Genomic DNA, 14,554 nt, shown 5'->3' with positions numbered 1-14,554 from the left:
ATCTGGTCATACGCCGTGAACGACGCGCCGCCGGACTCGGCCAGGACCTTCGTGATCGCAGCCGTCAACGACGTCTTGCCATGGTCGACGTGACCAATCGTGCCAATGTTGCAGTGCGGCTTCGTACGAGCGAATTTCTCTTTGGCCATGACACCCTTGTCCTCGAAGGCGGCCCTCCGGGGCCTTGAAACGCGGTCGCATTAGGGGGTTTTGAAGCGGGATGCAAGGTTCCCTGCTCCGCAGGCCAGGCCGAGGCCGTCAGGCCTGCGCCACACGTCGGTTGCAGCGAGGCAGGCGGCCGCGCTGCCGACCGTTGTCACAGGCCGGCACTGTCCGCCTGATCACTCGCGAAGAAGCCATCCGGAGAAGCGCGAGGATGCGTCGTCGATCGCGTCATGCGCCGGATCAGCACGGATCTGGTCTATGACGGCCAAGGCCGCAAGGCCTACGATGATGCCGATCGGAGTGGCTGGCACGACTGCCTGTGACGCTGCGCGAATTCCGACCAGATCCGGATATTCGCTCAGAGGCCGACCGGTAACGCCGTCGAGGACGATGACATCGGCAGAGAAATTGGCCTGCCCTCCGGGAGCCTGAAGCCCTTTCACGATGACTTTGAGCTTCACCGCCCGGCGTCCGGCCGGCTGGTCGACGAACCGCTTCTTAAAGCTGTCGCGTACAAGCTCCGCCAGTGTGCCGCGCGTCTGTGCCGCTGCTGCCGGGCTCTGCATCAAAGCGGTGAACTTGGCATCCCACTCCGCCTGCTCTGGGCTGCTCGGCAAGGAGGTCCCTGTCGGATCGCGACCGCTTTGCCCCGGCCTCGTGGCCGCCGGCATCTTGAGCTGAGCGTAAGCGAGAGCCGCCTTCGGCCAGATAATCTTATCCGGCTGGCCCGGAGGCTGCATCGGAAACTCGACCAGCACGTCGGCGATCTTCAGCTCCCGGACATCGGCAATCGACAGACGTCGCTCCGGCACCACGCAGCCAGCCAAGGCGGCAGCAACCGCGACCGCAAGACACAAACGAATCATATTGGAGCGCCCCCGGCATCTTCGGAGTCGGGACTAGCGCGCTGCTTTCGGCCAAGCCATTACGACTAAGGTCTGCATCCTAATCGTCCCTCCGGCAGGCCGTTGGGGGCCATTCCGAAGACCCGTCGATAAGCTTTCCTGCGTACCGCGGCGCCTTGCTGCCGGCCGCCGCAGGCTTCCAAAAGCCCCCCGTGCGGCTAGGGCATGACGCGGAAACCCTCCGGACCTAACCTGTAGAGCTGCTTGCTGACAGGAAAGCCGCCATCGGGGGCTTTCGTCAGCGACCACAGCGCGGCGACTGCCTCGGTGTCGTCGGCGTCTCCGAAGGCGAGGATGTTGCGTGAGGGCACGGCGATGGCGACATTGCGTGGCAGATTCGGAACGTCCTTCCAGGGATTCTCCAGCAGCAGGATCGAGGCGTTGTAGTCGCCCTCGCCGAAATGGAATCTCCGCAGCTTTCCGAAATCATGGATCTCGAACCGGTCGACGCGCCGGACCCAGTTGTCCAGAACCGCGCGCAGCACGTCCTTGTCGCTCATCCCGTACTGGCCGCCCTCCCCAACGGAGACGAAGCGCGTGATCTTCGGAAGATCGAGTGCCGCTGCGACGATGATGTCGCCCTCCAGCGGAACATGTAGCAATCGCGCGTTGGGATCACCCTTCTTGCGAGCCATAGCGGCGAACTGCTCGACATAGGATCGGTTCTTCATGACAGGGATCAGAGCCGCGATGAACCGTGCACGCTCCGCTTCGGTCTTGGGGGCCGACTGGCCCGCGACCGCCTCGGTGACACGTTGCGTCAGCTTGTCGAAAGCGCCCTGCCGACTCTTCGCGTCTGGTAAAGCATTGAATTGCGCGCTGAGCGGAGCCAACCCCATCCGGACATCGTGACCGGCTGCCCTGAAAACCACATCGCCGGCTTCGACGCGCACAGCGCTGACGCCGGCGCGACCCTTGATCATGGTCGTGAGCAGCCCCGCCAGCTCGGCCTCGCTGAGAGGCCGAGCTTCGTTCAGCCGTTCACGTCCTATCGTTTCGGCAAATGAAGCCGCCGTAGCGGCAACCACGGCGAGCGCCGCGAACAACACAACCAGTAAGCGCATCATGCCGAGTTCCCCAACCCGCGAGCAATATCGCGCGCCGAGAACATAATGGCAACATATTTTGCTTACCCTACGTCATTAAACTCCAAACACCCGCCGGTAGCGCTCGATCGCCTTGGAATCGCCGGAAACCTTCTCCGGGTTATCGGAAAGCTTCACTGCCGGCCGCCCGTTTGCCTTCGTCACCTTGCAGACCAGCGACATCGGATCGAGCGCGCGCGAACCGTCCGGCGAGCAGCCCACGAGATCATTGGTGAGATCCGTCCCCCAGCCGAAGGCCATGCGGACCTTGCCGTCGAAATGGTGGTAGACGCGCTCGATCGCGTCGACGTCGAGGCCGTCGGAGAAGACCAGCATCTTCTCGCGCGGATCCCGCCCGTGCTCGCGCCACCAGGTCATGATCGCTTCACCCGCTGGAATCGGCGGAGCGCTGTCCGGGCGGAACCCTGTCCAGTCCGCCACCCAACCCGGGGCATGGCGCAGGAAACTCTGGGTCCCGAACGCGTCCGGCAATGCGATCAGCAGGTTGCCGCCATAGACCTGGCGCCATTCGTCGAGCACGCGATAGGGCGCACGCAGCAGCTCCTTGTCCGAATCGGCGAGCGCGGCCAGCACCATCGGCAGCTCATGCGCATTGGTGCCGATGGCCTCGAGGTCCGCGTCCATGGCGAGCAGCACGTTGGACGTGCCGGTGAAGGCCGGCCCCAACCCCTCCTTCAGCGCCTCGACGCACCAGCGTTGCCAGAGATGGCCGTGGCGSCGKCGCGTWCCGAAATCGGAGAGCTTGAGGTTCGGCAGCTTCTGCAGCCGCTCGACCTTGTCCCACATCTTGGCCTTGGCGCGGGCATAGAGCACATCGAGCGAGAAGCGCTTCTGGCCGAGCATCACGCGCCGGGCGCGCAACTCGTTGATGATGGCGAGCGCCGGCACCTCCCACATCGTCGTGTGGGTCCAGGGTCCCTCGAAATGCAGCTCGTACTGCCCGTCGACTCGACGCAGGTCGTATTCGGGAAGCTGGAAATCGGCGAGCCAGCCCATGAAGTCCGGCGAGAACATCTGCGTCTTGCCGTAGAAGCTGTTGCCTGCCAGCCAGATCAGCTCGTTCTTGGTGAAGCGCAGCGAACGGGCGTGGTCGAGCTGCGCCCGGAGCTCGCCCTCGTCGACGATATCGGCGAGGCGGATGTGCTTCGAGCGGTTGATCAGCGAGAAGGTGACCTGCACGTCCGGGTGGAACGCCCGGATCATCTGCAGCATCAGCAGCTTGTAGAAATCGGTGTCGAGCAGGCTGCGAATGATCGGGTCAAGCCGCCAGCCATGGTTATAGGTCCGCGTCGCGATGTCGGTGAAGATCATGACGGCATCAGGTCCGGGGCAGGCTCACGGCGAAGGCGACGATACGGCGCGGACGCCGGGCGAAGAAGCGCGCATCAAAACAGCGCCTTAAGCGTCGGCGCAAGCGCGGGCCACGCAGCCATGCCCAGCGACAGAGCCATGAGTGCCGCCAGCAGCACCCCGAGCAGCGGCAGTACGGCCCGGAACACCGCCGCCGCCGGCACGCGCATGATGCCGCTGACGACGTAGACGAGGATGCCGAGCGGCGGCGTCAGCCCGTGGATCATCAGATTGACGACGAGCACGACGCCGAACTGGATCGGATCGAGTCCCGCTGCAACCGCGACCGGCAGGAGGAGCGGCGCCAGCAGCAGGATCGCCGCGCCAATATCGAGGAAGAGCCCGCCCACCAGCAATACGAGATTGGCGAGCAGCATCACCGCGTATGGGCCCGCCCCGAACATCGTGACGAGGCCTGCCATCTGTTCGGAGATGCGATCGACGGCGAGCAGAAAAGCGAAAGGCGCCGAGGCTCCGATCAAAAGGCCGATCGCTGCCGCCTCGGCCGCGGACTTGCGCAGCGCCGCCAGCACGCCGCGCCAATTCACGCTGCGCAGCATGAGACAAGCGATCGCCGCATAGGCGACGGCGAGCGCCGAGGCCTCCGTCACCGTCACCACGCCGAAGCGGATGCCGACCACGACGACGACGCCGAGCCCTATCGCGGGAATGGCCCCGATCAAGGCCCTGCCCCGCTCGGCCGCGCTCGCCTTCGGCGCGGCATCGACCACGTCGCGCACGCTGAGATGGATGCCGATGGCAAGCGACAGCGCCAGCACCCCGCCGGCGACGAAGCCACCGAGCAGGAGCGAGCCGACCGAGAGATTCGTCGCACTCGCCAGGATGAGGAAGGCGATCGAGGGCGGGATGATGTTGTCCAGCATCGAGACACCGGCGACGATCGCCGCGGCATTCGCTGGCGGATAGCCCCGCGCCACCAGCGTCGGCGCCATCACCTTCGCCCCGAAGGCGGCATTCGCCACCGAAGAGCCGGACGCGCCCGAGAACAGCACGCTGGCAACCAGCGCGGTCTGCGCCAGCCCCGCCCGCCAATGGCCGACCAGCGTCGCCGCGAAGCGGATCAGCCGTTCGGCGAGCCCGCCTTCCGTCAGCAATTCGCCAGCGAGCAGGAAGAAGGGAATGGCCAGGAGCAGGAACTTGCCGACGCCGCCGACCATGGTCTGCACGATCGCCGGCTCCGGCAGCAATCCCCCGAAAGGCCCAGTCAGCGAGACGCCGGCCAGCAATGCGAAGGGCAGTGGGGCGCCGAGAAGCAGCCCCGCCCCGGCGAAAAGCGCGGCCACAAGGCTCGGCATCGGGAAAAGGTCGAAGGAGAGCTGCGCGAGCCCGTAGAGGCCCAAGCCCAGCAGCAGCGAAGCAACCGCGGCCGCCCAGCCTCGTTCCAGCCGGCCACGAAGGAGGAGCGCGAGAACCGTCAAGCCGCCGCCGCAGGCGAATACGGCGAAGCGCAGCGCCTCCGGCAGGCCGAGCACGGTGGACTGGCCGCCAACCAGCAACGCGACGTTGACGCCGCCCCCCGCCAGCACAAGCGCTCCATGGAACGCAATCGCATCCGCGATAACCGCCGCGACCTTGCGGAGCCCTTCCGGCAGCAGCCGGACCAGCACATCGAGCCGCATCGCCAGCGTCCCGGTCACCGCGAGCGGAGCGCCGACAGCGATCAGCGCCAGATGCAGCCAGATCGCAAGCTCGTCCGACCAGACGAAGCCGCCGCCGAACAGATAGCGCCGCAGCACCGCCGCCATGACCACCGCGAACAGCATGGCGAGGATGGCCGCGCCGGCCAGTTCCAGCAGATGGCGCAAGGCCGCTTCCGCCCGTGCCGCCACTCTCCCGTCGCGGTATCGCTCTGCTTCGATCATCCTGCGCTATGCCCTGCCCCGCGGCCCAGTTCCGGCCTCTGGCGCCCCGCGTCAAGCGATCCGAATTGACATCGCCCATGATTTGGCGACAGGAGCGGGTTCATCGCATCGATGCGGCCGGGCCCGGATGGCGCCATTGCCGATCGGCATCCAGGTCTGCCAGAAGACGAGCTATGGCTTCCGAAATCACCTCGCCCGCCGCCGGCTTCGGCACGGACCCCGGCGCCCCCTACGATCTCGCGGTCATCGGCGGCGGCATCAATGGTTGCGGCATCGCCCGCGATGCGGCCGGGCGCGGCGCCTCGGTCGTGCTGTTCGAGAAGGACGACCTCGCCAGCGCCACCTCCTCGCGCTCGACCAAGCTGATCCATGGCGGCTTGCGCTATCTCGAATATTACGAATTCCGGCTGGTGCGCGAAGCGCTGATGGAGCGCGAGCGGCTCTGGGCCATCGCGCCACATATCATCCGCCCGCTGCGTTTCGTGCTGCCGCATCACAAGGGGCTTCGCCCGGCGTGGCTGCTGCGCCTGGGCCTGTTCCTCTACGACCATATCGGCGGCCGCAAGCTCCTGCCCGCCACGCGCACGCTCGATCTCGCGCGTGATGTCGCCGGCAAGCCGCTCAAGGACAATCAGGCGAAGGCCTTCGAATACTCCGACTGCTGGGTCGAGGATGCGCGGCTCGTCGTGCTGAACGCGATGGACGCCGCCGTGCGCGGCACCGCGATCCATACCCGCACGCGGGTCTTATCGGCGCATCGTCAGAACGGCCTCTGGCAGCTCGAGACCGAGGGCCCTGAAGGCAAGCGAACGGTCTGGGCGAAAGCGCTCGTCAACGCCGCCGGCCCCTGGGTCGGCGAAGTGCTGAACGGCGTGATCCACACCAACGCCAAGGCCGSCGTSCGCATGGTCCAGGGCAGCCATATCGTSGTGCSCAAGCTCTACGACCACGACCGCTGCTACATCTTCCAGAATGCGGACGGCCGCATCGTCTTCGCCATCCCCTACGAGCAGGACTTCACCCTGATCGGCACCACCGACCGCGACTTCAAGGGCGACCCGGCCGATGTCGCCGCGACGCCGGCGGAGATTGCCTATCTCTGCGCCGCAGCGAGCGAGTATTTCCGCCAGCCGGTCACACCCGAATCCGTGGTCTGGACCTATTCCGGCGTGCGCCCGCTCTATGACGACGGGGCCTCGAAAGCGCAGGAAGCGACCCGCGACTACGTCCTGACGCTCGACGCTCCGCAGACCGAGGCCCCGCTGCTCTCCGTTTTCGGCGGCAAGATCACGACCTATCGCCGCTTGGCGGAAGCCGCGATCGCCAAGCTGGCGCCGCATGCGCCTTGGGCAGCGCGTGCCAACTGGACAATGACCGGCGCCCTGCCCGGCGGCGACTTCCCGGTCGGCGGCTTCGACAAGCTCGTCAGCGAGATCGCCGGCGCGAACGCTTGGCTTGAGCGCAAGACCGTGACGCGGCTCGCCCGTTGCTATGGCACCCGCGCCCGCGACATCCTGGCCGGCACAAAGACTCCCGCCGATCTCGGCCGCCATTTCGGCGCCGATCTCTACGAGCGCGAGGTTCGCTATCTCATGCAGGCGGAATGGGCGCGCCGGGCGCAGGATGTGCTTTGGCGGCGCAGCAAGCTCGGCCTGCGGCTCACGCAGCAGGAGAGCGATGCGCTCGACGTCTTCATGCAGCAGGAAATCGCAGCGGCGGCATGATCCATTTTCTTTGATGGAACAATTAGTTGCGCGCCATTTCGGAATCAGTTTTGCAGATTGCGATTGGAGAGCGCGCGACATGTTCGAGGAAGGGCGTATCATCCCGGCCGAAGCGAAGCGTAGAGCCGGGATCCAGGCCTGAGCTTCGATTGGACGCGCTCCGGCGTGGATCCGGGTCTCCCTCCGGTCGCCCGGGATGACCGCGCGTTCCCTTGAATTCCGGCACCGCGTCAGAAGCCGCAGACCTCCACGAGCCTGTCTTGCGTCTTCTGCCCGGGAATGCCGTCGACCTTGAGAGGCGGATAGGTCTGCTGGAAGGCCTTCACGGCTTTCGTCGTCTTCGGCCCCTTGATGCCGTCGATGGGTCCTGCTCCGAAGCCCAGCGCATTCAGTCGGAACTGGACCCCGGTCAGCAACGTGGCCTTCGGCGCCGCCTTTTCGCCCGCCCTGATCACCATCTCGGGCAGCCGGATGACCGTCTTGCCTTGCTTGCGCTGCTTGAAGGCATCGAAGCTCGCCTTGACGACCTCCGGCGACGCCGGGTCGGATCTCGCGGGCGCGGAGGTGGCCGCTACGACGACTGGCGCGGCGAAGTCGACCCCCTCAAGCGTCTCGATCGCAGTCATGCCTTCGATGACGAAGACGACGCCTTTCAACAGCGTGATCCCTTGCTCCATAAACCCGGTGACGCCCAGCGTTTTGACCGCCCCGATCGCCTGTCCCTCCATGAGATTGATGCCCGCCTTGTTGACCGCCCCGGCATTCAGGCTTTCGACGAGGCTCTCGAGCGTGGCATGATACCGGCCGCCATAGTCGGCGAAACGGACCCGCCCCAGCGCATCGCGCACCGCGATGACGGAGTGTTGGATCGGCTCCCCTCGGGTGGTCACGCAGCGGATTGCGAAGACCGTGACGCCATCCTGCGACTTGGCCAGCTGGGTGACGCCCTGGATCGACCTCGCCTGGAGCTGCCTGACCCTGACGCCCTGCGAGATCATGAAATCCAGCGCCTGCTTCACATGCGCGCCGAGTTCATGATCGCCGAACCGGTCCTTCGTGATCGACTTCAGCGGCCTGCCGACGGCCTTCGCCATCTCCTTCAGCGTGACGAAATAGCTCTTCCCCCGCGCAATCGACATGGCGTTGTTCACCGCCTGGAAGGTGCAGGGTCCGGTCACGCCCTGGACCTGCACCGCAAACCGGATCCGCTGCATATGGACCAGCCGCGAGAACATCCCGCCCGCCTTCCCCATCGGGCCGAGCAAGCCGAGCAGGCGCAGGCCGTCCTTGCCGAACCCCGCCACGCCGCCCTGTGCCATGCCCTGACCGAAGCGCAGCACATCGACAGTGCCGGCTCCGAGGTCCATTGAGGTCTGCACGGTGGTGGCGACCGCAACCGCCCACCACTGCGGGTTGTCCTCGACCCATTCACCCAATATTTTTTCGGTTTCCCGCTTCTGCTTGTCCCACCAGTCGGCATATTCGGACAGTGCCACGCTCGCCTCCTTGAGATCCGGAGCACCGGGCCGGGAAGCGCGAGCCGCTTATCCGAGATCACCGACACTCCATCGACAAGCCGGAGCGCCAAGCCACGTGCGAATGAACGCGCAGCCCCCAGCCGCCATTAGTCGCGGAGCGGAGCGCAGCGGTTCAAGCCACCTGATAAGCGAAGGCGCCGTCCTCGACCGAGACCCTCGCCTCGCTCAGCGGCTTCTTCTCGAGCTGCAGGTTGAGGATGGCGCGCGAGAGCGCCGGCAACATCGAATTGGTGATGATGTTGTCGATCATGCGCCCGCCCGAATCCGGGTCGTTGCACTGGCCGACGATGTGCTCGACCACCGCATCGTCATAGGTGAACGTCGCCTTGTGGTTCTCGGTGAGCCGCTTGCCGATGCGCCCGAGCTGGAGCCGGACGATGCCGGCCAGCATGTCCGACGAGAGCGGATAATAGGGAATGGTGACGAGCCGCCCGATCAGCGCCGGCGGGAAGACCTTGAGCAGCGCCGGCCTGAGGCTCACCGCCATCCGCTCCGGATCGGGCTTGGCCGCGCCGTTCGCGGATAGGCTCATGATCTCGTCGGTGCCGACATTCGAGGTCAGGATGATCAACGTGTTCTTGAAGTCGATGCGCCGGCCCGTGCCGTCCTCCATCTGGCCCTTGTCGAAGACCTGGAAGAACAGCTCGTGCACGTCGGGATGCGCCTTCTCGACCTCGTCGAGCAGCACCACCGAATAGGGCTTGCGCCGCACCGCCTCCGTCAGCCGCCCGCCCTCGCCATAGCCGACATAGCCGGGAGGCGCGCCCTTCAGCGTCGAAACGGTGTGCGCCTCCTGGAACTCGCTCATATTGATGGTGATGACGTTCTGCTCGCCGCCATAGAGCGCTTCCGCCAGCGCCAGCGCCGTCTCGGTCTTGCCGACGCCGGACGGGCCGCAGAGCATGAAGACGCCGATCGGCTTGTTGGGATTGTCGAGCCGGGCGCGATTGGTCTCGATGCGCTTGGCGATCATGCCGATGCCATGCCCCTGCCCGACGACGCGCTTGTTCAGCGTCTCCGCGAGGTTGAGCACGGTCTCGATCTCGTCCTTGACCATCCGGCCGACCGGGATGCCGGTCCAGTCCGAGACGACCGAGGCGACCGATTGCTCGTCGACATGGGCGTAGATCATCCGGTTGGCCGGATCGATCTCGCCAAGCGCCGCGAATTTGGCGTGGAGAACGGCACGGACTTCCTCGTGGTCGGCCGCGATCTCGGCGGCGGGAGCCTCCGCTTCGGCTGTCGCAGGCGCGACATTCCCGTCCGCCTCCTGCTTGGCAACCTCGGCCTCCGGATCCGCGCTGGGCGCCTTCCCGCCAAGCTTGGCCCGCAGCGCCTTGATCTCCTCGACGATCGCAAGCTCGCTCGCCCAGGCGGCTTCGAGGGCCGTCAGCTTCTCCTGCTTCGCCGCAACCTCGGCCTCGATCTCGCCGAGCCGCTTGGCGCTGTCGGTGCCGAGATCGGCGTCCGAGGTCAGCGCCGCCTTCTCCTGCTCCAGCGAGGAGATCGCGACGCGCGCATCCTCGATCGCCGCCGGGGTCGCGCTCTGGCTGATCGCGACACGGGCGCAGGCCGTGTCGAGCAGGCTGACCGCCTTGTCGGGAAGCTGGCGGGCCGGAATGTAGCGCGAGGAGAGCGCCACCGCCGCGACGATAGCGGCATCGGAAATGCGGACCTTGTGGTGCTTCTCCATCGGCCCGATCAACCCGCGCAGCATGGTGCAGCAGCGCAGCACGTCGGGCTCGTCGACCTGCACCGGCTGGAAGCGCCGGGTCAGCGCCGGGTCCTTCTCGAAATATTGTCGGTATTCGGACCATGTCGTCGCCGCGATCGTCCGCAGCGTTCCGCGCGCCAGGGCGGGCTTGAGCAGGTTGGCGGCATCGCCCGTGCCGGCCTGCCCGCCGGCGCCGATCAGCGTGTGCGCCTCGTCGATGAACAGGATCACCGGCGTCGGCGAAGACTGCACCTCGTCGATCACCGAGCGCAAACGCTGCTCGAACTCGCCCTTCATCGAGGCGCCGGCCTGCATCAAGCCGATATCGAGCGCGCAGACCTTCACGCCCTTGAGCGGCGGCGGCACGTCGCCGGCCGCGACGCGCTGGGCGAAGCCTTCCGCGATGGCGGTCTTGCCGACGCCGGCCTCGCCGGTGAGGATCGGATTGTTCTGGCGCCGGCGCATCAGCACGTCGATCACCTGCCGGATCTCGTCGTCGCGGCCAAGGATCGGGTCCATGCCGCCGGAACGCGCCTTGGCGGTGAGGTCCTGCGAGAAGCGGTCGAGCGCGGTCGTGCCCTTCGGCCCTTCGGCGGCCTCGGCGCCCGGCGTGCCGGCGGCGCGCAGGCCGGAGCCGTCCATCGGCCGCAGGTTCTCTTCCTGCGAGCCTGCCCAGATCTCGCCGTAGCCCTCCGCCAACTCGTCGACCGGAACCTTGGCGAACTCCTTGGACAGTCCGGACAGCGCCCGGCGCAGATCGTTCGACTTCAGCGCCGCGACCAGCAGATGGCCGGTCCTGATCTGCGTCTCGCCGAAGAACAGCGTCGCATAGTGCCAGCCACGGTCGAGGATATCGACGATGGGATTGGCGATGCCGGGCATCTCCGTCTCGTTGCGGCGGAAGCCCTCGACGACGCTGCCCAGCTCCATCAGCAGCTTGGCGCGGTCGAGCTTGTAATGATCCGCAGTGAGGGTCAGGTCGTTGGCGTTCCCCTGCAGGATCTGCAGGAGCCAATGCGCCAGCTCGACATTGCGGTTGCCGGCGCCCTTGGCCTGCCTCAGCGCCTGCAGGAAGGTGTCGTAGCCGACCCGGTTGAGCTTGCCTGTGACGGCTTCGAGGCTGATATCGGCCATGGTCGTCCCCTTCGAATAGCGTTAGGCGGCGCCGCTGCGTTTCAGGCGCATGCGCTCGGCAGGATGGAAACGGGCGTCGCGGCGCAGCGCGCCTTCCTCGACGGCCCAGTTCGGCGCCATCCAGCTCGTCCAGCCGAGATGGCCGGACTGGCCGAGCCTGACGGGTTTCGCCTCGCCCACCGGCAACGCAAGCTCGACATCCCACTCGAACTGCTCGCCAAGATGCAGGAAGACGGCATCCGCCAGCGGCGCGCAGCGGTCGCCATCCGGCAGGAAGCGCTCGAACTCGCCGAGATCACCAGCCACGATCTTCACCCGGAACTTGTCCTCGACGCTGTAGACGCTGGCGCCGAGCAGCGCGTCGCCGCCCAGCGCGCAATGCGCCTGCCCAAGCCGCGTCCGGTCGCCGGGATCGAAGACGAGGCGCATGCCGACGAACTGCTCGATCTCGACATCCGCCTTGAACAGTCCCGCGAGGAAGCTCTGGAGCCGCGAGGCGGATTTCGCCTGCGCGCCGATCAACCCGGCATGGGCGAGCTTCTCGGCATCGGGCACGCTGTCGCGATCCCGATAGGGCTTCGAGCCCACGCCGATCATGCTGCCGATATAGGCGGCGAAGCGGTCGAGATCGGGCCGGTCATGCTGCGCGATCGGCCGCGAATCCGCCCAGGCCCGGTAGAACAGCTGCAGGAAGCGATGGTTGAGGATGTCGAGGAAGCGCGGAAAGGCATCGTCCCGCGCGATCTGCCAGTGATAGCTCTCCTCGGTCGTCGCCAGCGGCAGCGCGCCTTGGGGACCGAGCAAGCCGAGGAACTTGACGAAGAGCCGGAGCCTGCCCTGCGCGTCGCGATCCGCCTCCGCGATGGTCGAGGCCGGAAAATCAAGGAAGGCCTGCTCTCCCAGCGCGACGTATTCCTCGCGCCGCGAGGCGACATCGCCGATGCGCGGCTTCTCCGGGAAGCTGCGCTCCAGCCGGCGCATCACCGCATAGAAGTCGAAACGCCAGGGCTCGGCTTCGAGCTGCGCCTGAAAATCCGGCGCTCTTTCCAGCGGGGTGGCGGCCTCTTCCGTCACAGGATTCGCCTCGAACCGGCGCGCGGTGGAAAGCGCATCACCTCGCCGCGCTCGACCGTGCGGATCACCGTCTGGGTGAAATGGTTCATCGCCGCGTATTCGGCGAAGAAGCGGTCGAGCACCGCCCCGAGCAGAATGACGCCCGAGCCCTCGAAGGCCTTCTCATCGAGCAGAACGGTGATCTCGAGACCGCGCCCTGCCCCCGTTCCGGCCCGCTGCGGAAAGCGGCGCACGACGGGGCGGCTGTCGACATCCTTGATGCCGCGGATGCGCCGCTCCGTCGCACTGTCGGCAAGGTCGGCGAAGAGCGAGAGCAGTTCGCGCAGCGCCTCGCCGTTCTGCCCTGCTCCGCGCTGGACGAGGCCGAGCTGGTTGAGGCTGAGCAGGTTGATCAATCGCCAGGTCACGACGCCGGTGCTCGCGGTCTCCGCCCGCAAGCGCAGCTGCGAGACGATGGGCTCGCGCGGCGGCGTCGGTCCGGCGAGGCACACGAGATCGAGCGAGACATTGTCGATCAGCCGGAAATCGGCGCCGCCGACGCCAGTCGGGAGATGCTCGGTCAGGTGCCGGTTCGAGCAGAGCGCGCGCACGCTGAGCTCGGCCACAGAGGCGCTGTCACCCACCCTGGCCGGCTCGGCCAGCGAGATAAACATCTCCGTGCCGGTATAGTCGGAGGCGCGCCCCTGCCGCCGCTCGGCCGAGGAGCGCCGCCGCGGCAGGCGCCTTTGCGTATAGTGCAGCCCCTGCAGCGGTGACGCGCCCTCGGGCGAGGAATAGAGCGGGTGCACCGGCTGCTTCTCGCGCCCGCCGGCATAATGCGCGTGGACTGACAGGATGCTGTGCGGCTCGTAGTCGAGCGCGCGGCTCCGATCGGGCACGACATGGAATTCGTGCTGATTGCTCTTCACAGGGATGCGGTCGGCCGTCTTCTCGAAGAGGTTGACCGCAGGCGCCGCGTAGAGCGCGAACATCTCCTTGCGCACGGCGCCCGGCAGCCGCGTATTGACCTCGTCGAAGACGAAGATGATCTCGACCGTCTTGGCGGTGAGCTTCGGCATGATCGTGTCCAGCCCATCCAGCCGAAAGCCGAGAAACTTGCGCGGGAACCAGAACAATTCGCGCAGCAATTCGAAGCCGCGGAAGATGCGGGTATCGGCCGGCAGCAGCGCCTCGTCCTCGTCAAAGCCGATCTGCTCCAGCCGGCAGCCCTCGCCCGGCGTCACCACCGGATCGCCGAACGGGTCGAGATGGCGGAAATGGATGCCGATGCAGTTCGCGAATAGCTGCTCGTAGAGCGCGACCGCATCGCCCTCGCCGCCGAGCAGATGGAAGTTCAGCTCGCGGGCGCGGCAGCCGGCAAACCAGCTCGCCGGGTTCTTCTGCGCTTCGGCCGCCGAAGGCTCCTGCTCGGAATCGGCCATGACGCGATGCATCAGCGTCAGGCGCAGCCCCGCCAGCGCGCGCGGCCCGGCCTTGAGGCCGAGCGCCTGCAGCGGCCCTGGCGCGGGGATATATTCGGCCGCCGTGATCTCGAAGGGCCAGAGCATCACGTCCGAGCCAACCCGGTAACGGCAGGCAACGCGCCGCTCGCGTTCGAGATAGGTCGCGTCGACGTAAGAACCACGCGGAATCCGGACACCCTCGCGCAGGCCTGGATCTGAATAAGGCGGGGTGATGCCGGCGAGCAGCGCCGAGGGTGTCGGCGCGAGGTAGTTCGGCAGGAGCTGTTCGAGGAGGTTGTTGGTGAATTCGGGGAACTCATGCTTCAGCTTCAGCTGCACGCGCGCGGCGAGGAAGGCGGCGCCTTCCAGCAGCCCACCGACCATCGGGTCCATGCGCTCGCCGACAAGCCCTCCCAGCCGCTCGGCAATGCCGGGATATTCCTCCGCGAACTCCTTGCTGTGCTCCATGAAGAGCCGGAGTTCCTGATTGTAGAGGTCTAGAAACTCCTGGTTCATCGC

General features: G+C 66.5%; 10 protein-coding genes. 1 reads left to right on the top strand and 9 read right to left on the bottom strand.

Features of this window, described 5'->3' with window-relative positions:
- From AC1DEZ_RS08220 to AC1DEZ_RS08200, 5 genes are all read right to left on the bottom strand, one after another.
- On the bottom strand, positions 1–149 hold a 149-nt coding region (locus AC1DEZ_RS08220; RefSeq protein ID WP_441471810.1), incomplete at its 3' end, for a GTP-binding protein.
- A 192-nt stretch (positions 150–341) separates the two neighbouring features.
- Positions 342–1,031, bottom strand: coding sequence for a hypothetical protein (locus AC1DEZ_RS08215; protein WP_476779337.1), 690 nt, complete (start codon positions 1,029–1,031; stop codon positions 342–344).
- A 197-nt stretch (positions 1,032–1,228) separates the two neighbouring features.
- Positions 1,229–2,137, bottom strand: coding sequence for a hypothetical protein (locus AC1DEZ_RS08210; RefSeq protein WP_441512850.1), 909 nt, complete (start codon positions 2,135–2,137; stop codon positions 1,229–1,231).
- A 75-nt stretch (positions 2,138–2,212) separates the two neighbouring features.
- Positions 2,213–3,487 carry a nicotinate phosphoribosyltransferase gene (gene pncB, locus AC1DEZ_RS08205; protein WP_441512851.1) on the bottom strand — a complete coding sequence of 425 codons (1,275 nt, stop codon included), beginning with the start codon at positions 3,485–3,487 and terminating at the stop codon, positions 2,213–2,215.
- Between the two features lie 74 nt (positions 3,488–3,561).
- Positions 3,562–5,409 (bottom strand): TRAP transporter large permease, encoded by a 1,848-nt coding sequence (locus tag AC1DEZ_RS08200; RefSeq protein ID WP_476779336.1) that lies wholly within the window; start codon positions 5,407–5,409, stop codon positions 3,562–3,564.
- A gap of 173 nt (positions 5,410–5,582) precedes the next feature.
- On the opposite strand from AC1DEZ_RS08200, the gene glpD reads away from it, so the two are divergent.
- A complete protein-coding gene (glpD, locus tag AC1DEZ_RS08195) occupies positions 5,583–7,133 on the top strand; it encodes a glycerol-3-phosphate dehydrogenase (RefSeq protein ID WP_476779335.1) in 1,551 nt (516 codons plus the stop codon).
- A gap of 230 nt (positions 7,134–7,363) precedes the next feature.
- Here the strand turns inward: glpD and AC1DEZ_RS08190 are convergent, their stop codons facing one another.
- The 4 genes from AC1DEZ_RS08190 to tssF form a co-directional block, all read right to left on the bottom strand.
- Positions 7,364–8,629, bottom strand: coding sequence for a peptidoglycan-binding domain-containing protein (locus tag AC1DEZ_RS08190; RefSeq protein WP_476779334.1), 1,266 nt, complete (start codon positions 8,627–8,629; stop codon positions 7,364–7,366).
- A gap of 154 nt (positions 8,630–8,783) precedes the next feature.
- Positions 8,784–11,519, bottom strand: a complete 2,736-nt coding sequence (gene tssH, locus AC1DEZ_RS08185) for a type VI secretion system ATPase TssH (protein ID WP_476779333.1) — start codon at positions 11,517–11,519, stop codon at positions 8,784–8,786.
- A gap of 21 nt (positions 11,520–11,540) precedes the next feature.
- Complete coding sequence (tssG, locus tag AC1DEZ_RS08180) at positions 11,541–12,593, bottom strand: type VI secretion system baseplate subunit TssG (protein WP_476779332.1); 1,053 nt, start codon at positions 12,591–12,593, stop codon at positions 11,541–11,543.
- Positions 12,590–14,551, bottom strand: coding sequence for a type VI secretion system baseplate subunit TssF (gene tssF / locus AC1DEZ_RS08175; protein WP_476779331.1), 1,962 nt, complete (start codon positions 14,549–14,551; stop codon positions 12,590–12,592). Before tssF ends, tssG begins: the two co-directional genes overlap by 4 nt.
- Between the last annotated feature and the right edge of the window lie 3 nt (positions 14,552–14,554).

The organism is Allobosea sp. 10L422 (genome assembly GCF_056395345.1).
The sequence above is the reverse complement of the archived record's forward strand: the minus strand, read 5'-3'. Positions and strand labels throughout refer to the sequence as shown.

Coding starts and splice junctions, on each gene's coding strand:
- AC1DEZ_RS08215 (WP_476779337.1), bottom strand. CDS start 1,031: ATGATTCGTTTGTGTCTTGCGGTCGCGGTTGCTGCCGCCTTGGCTGGC.
- AC1DEZ_RS08210 (WP_441512850.1), bottom strand. CDS start 2,137: ATGATGCGCTTACTGGTTGTGTTGTTCGCGGCGCTCGCCGTGGTTGCC.
- AC1DEZ_RS08200 (WP_476779336.1), bottom strand. CDS start 5,409: ATGATCGAAGCAGAGCGATACCGCGACGGGAGAGTGGCGGCACGGGCG.
- tssH (WP_476779333.1), bottom strand. CDS start 11,519: ATGGCCGATATCAGCCTCGAAGCCGTCACAGGCAAGCTCAACCGGGTC.
- tssF (WP_476779331.1), bottom strand. CDS start 14,551: ATGAACCAGGAGTTTCTAGACCTCTACAATCAGGAACTCCGGCTCTTC.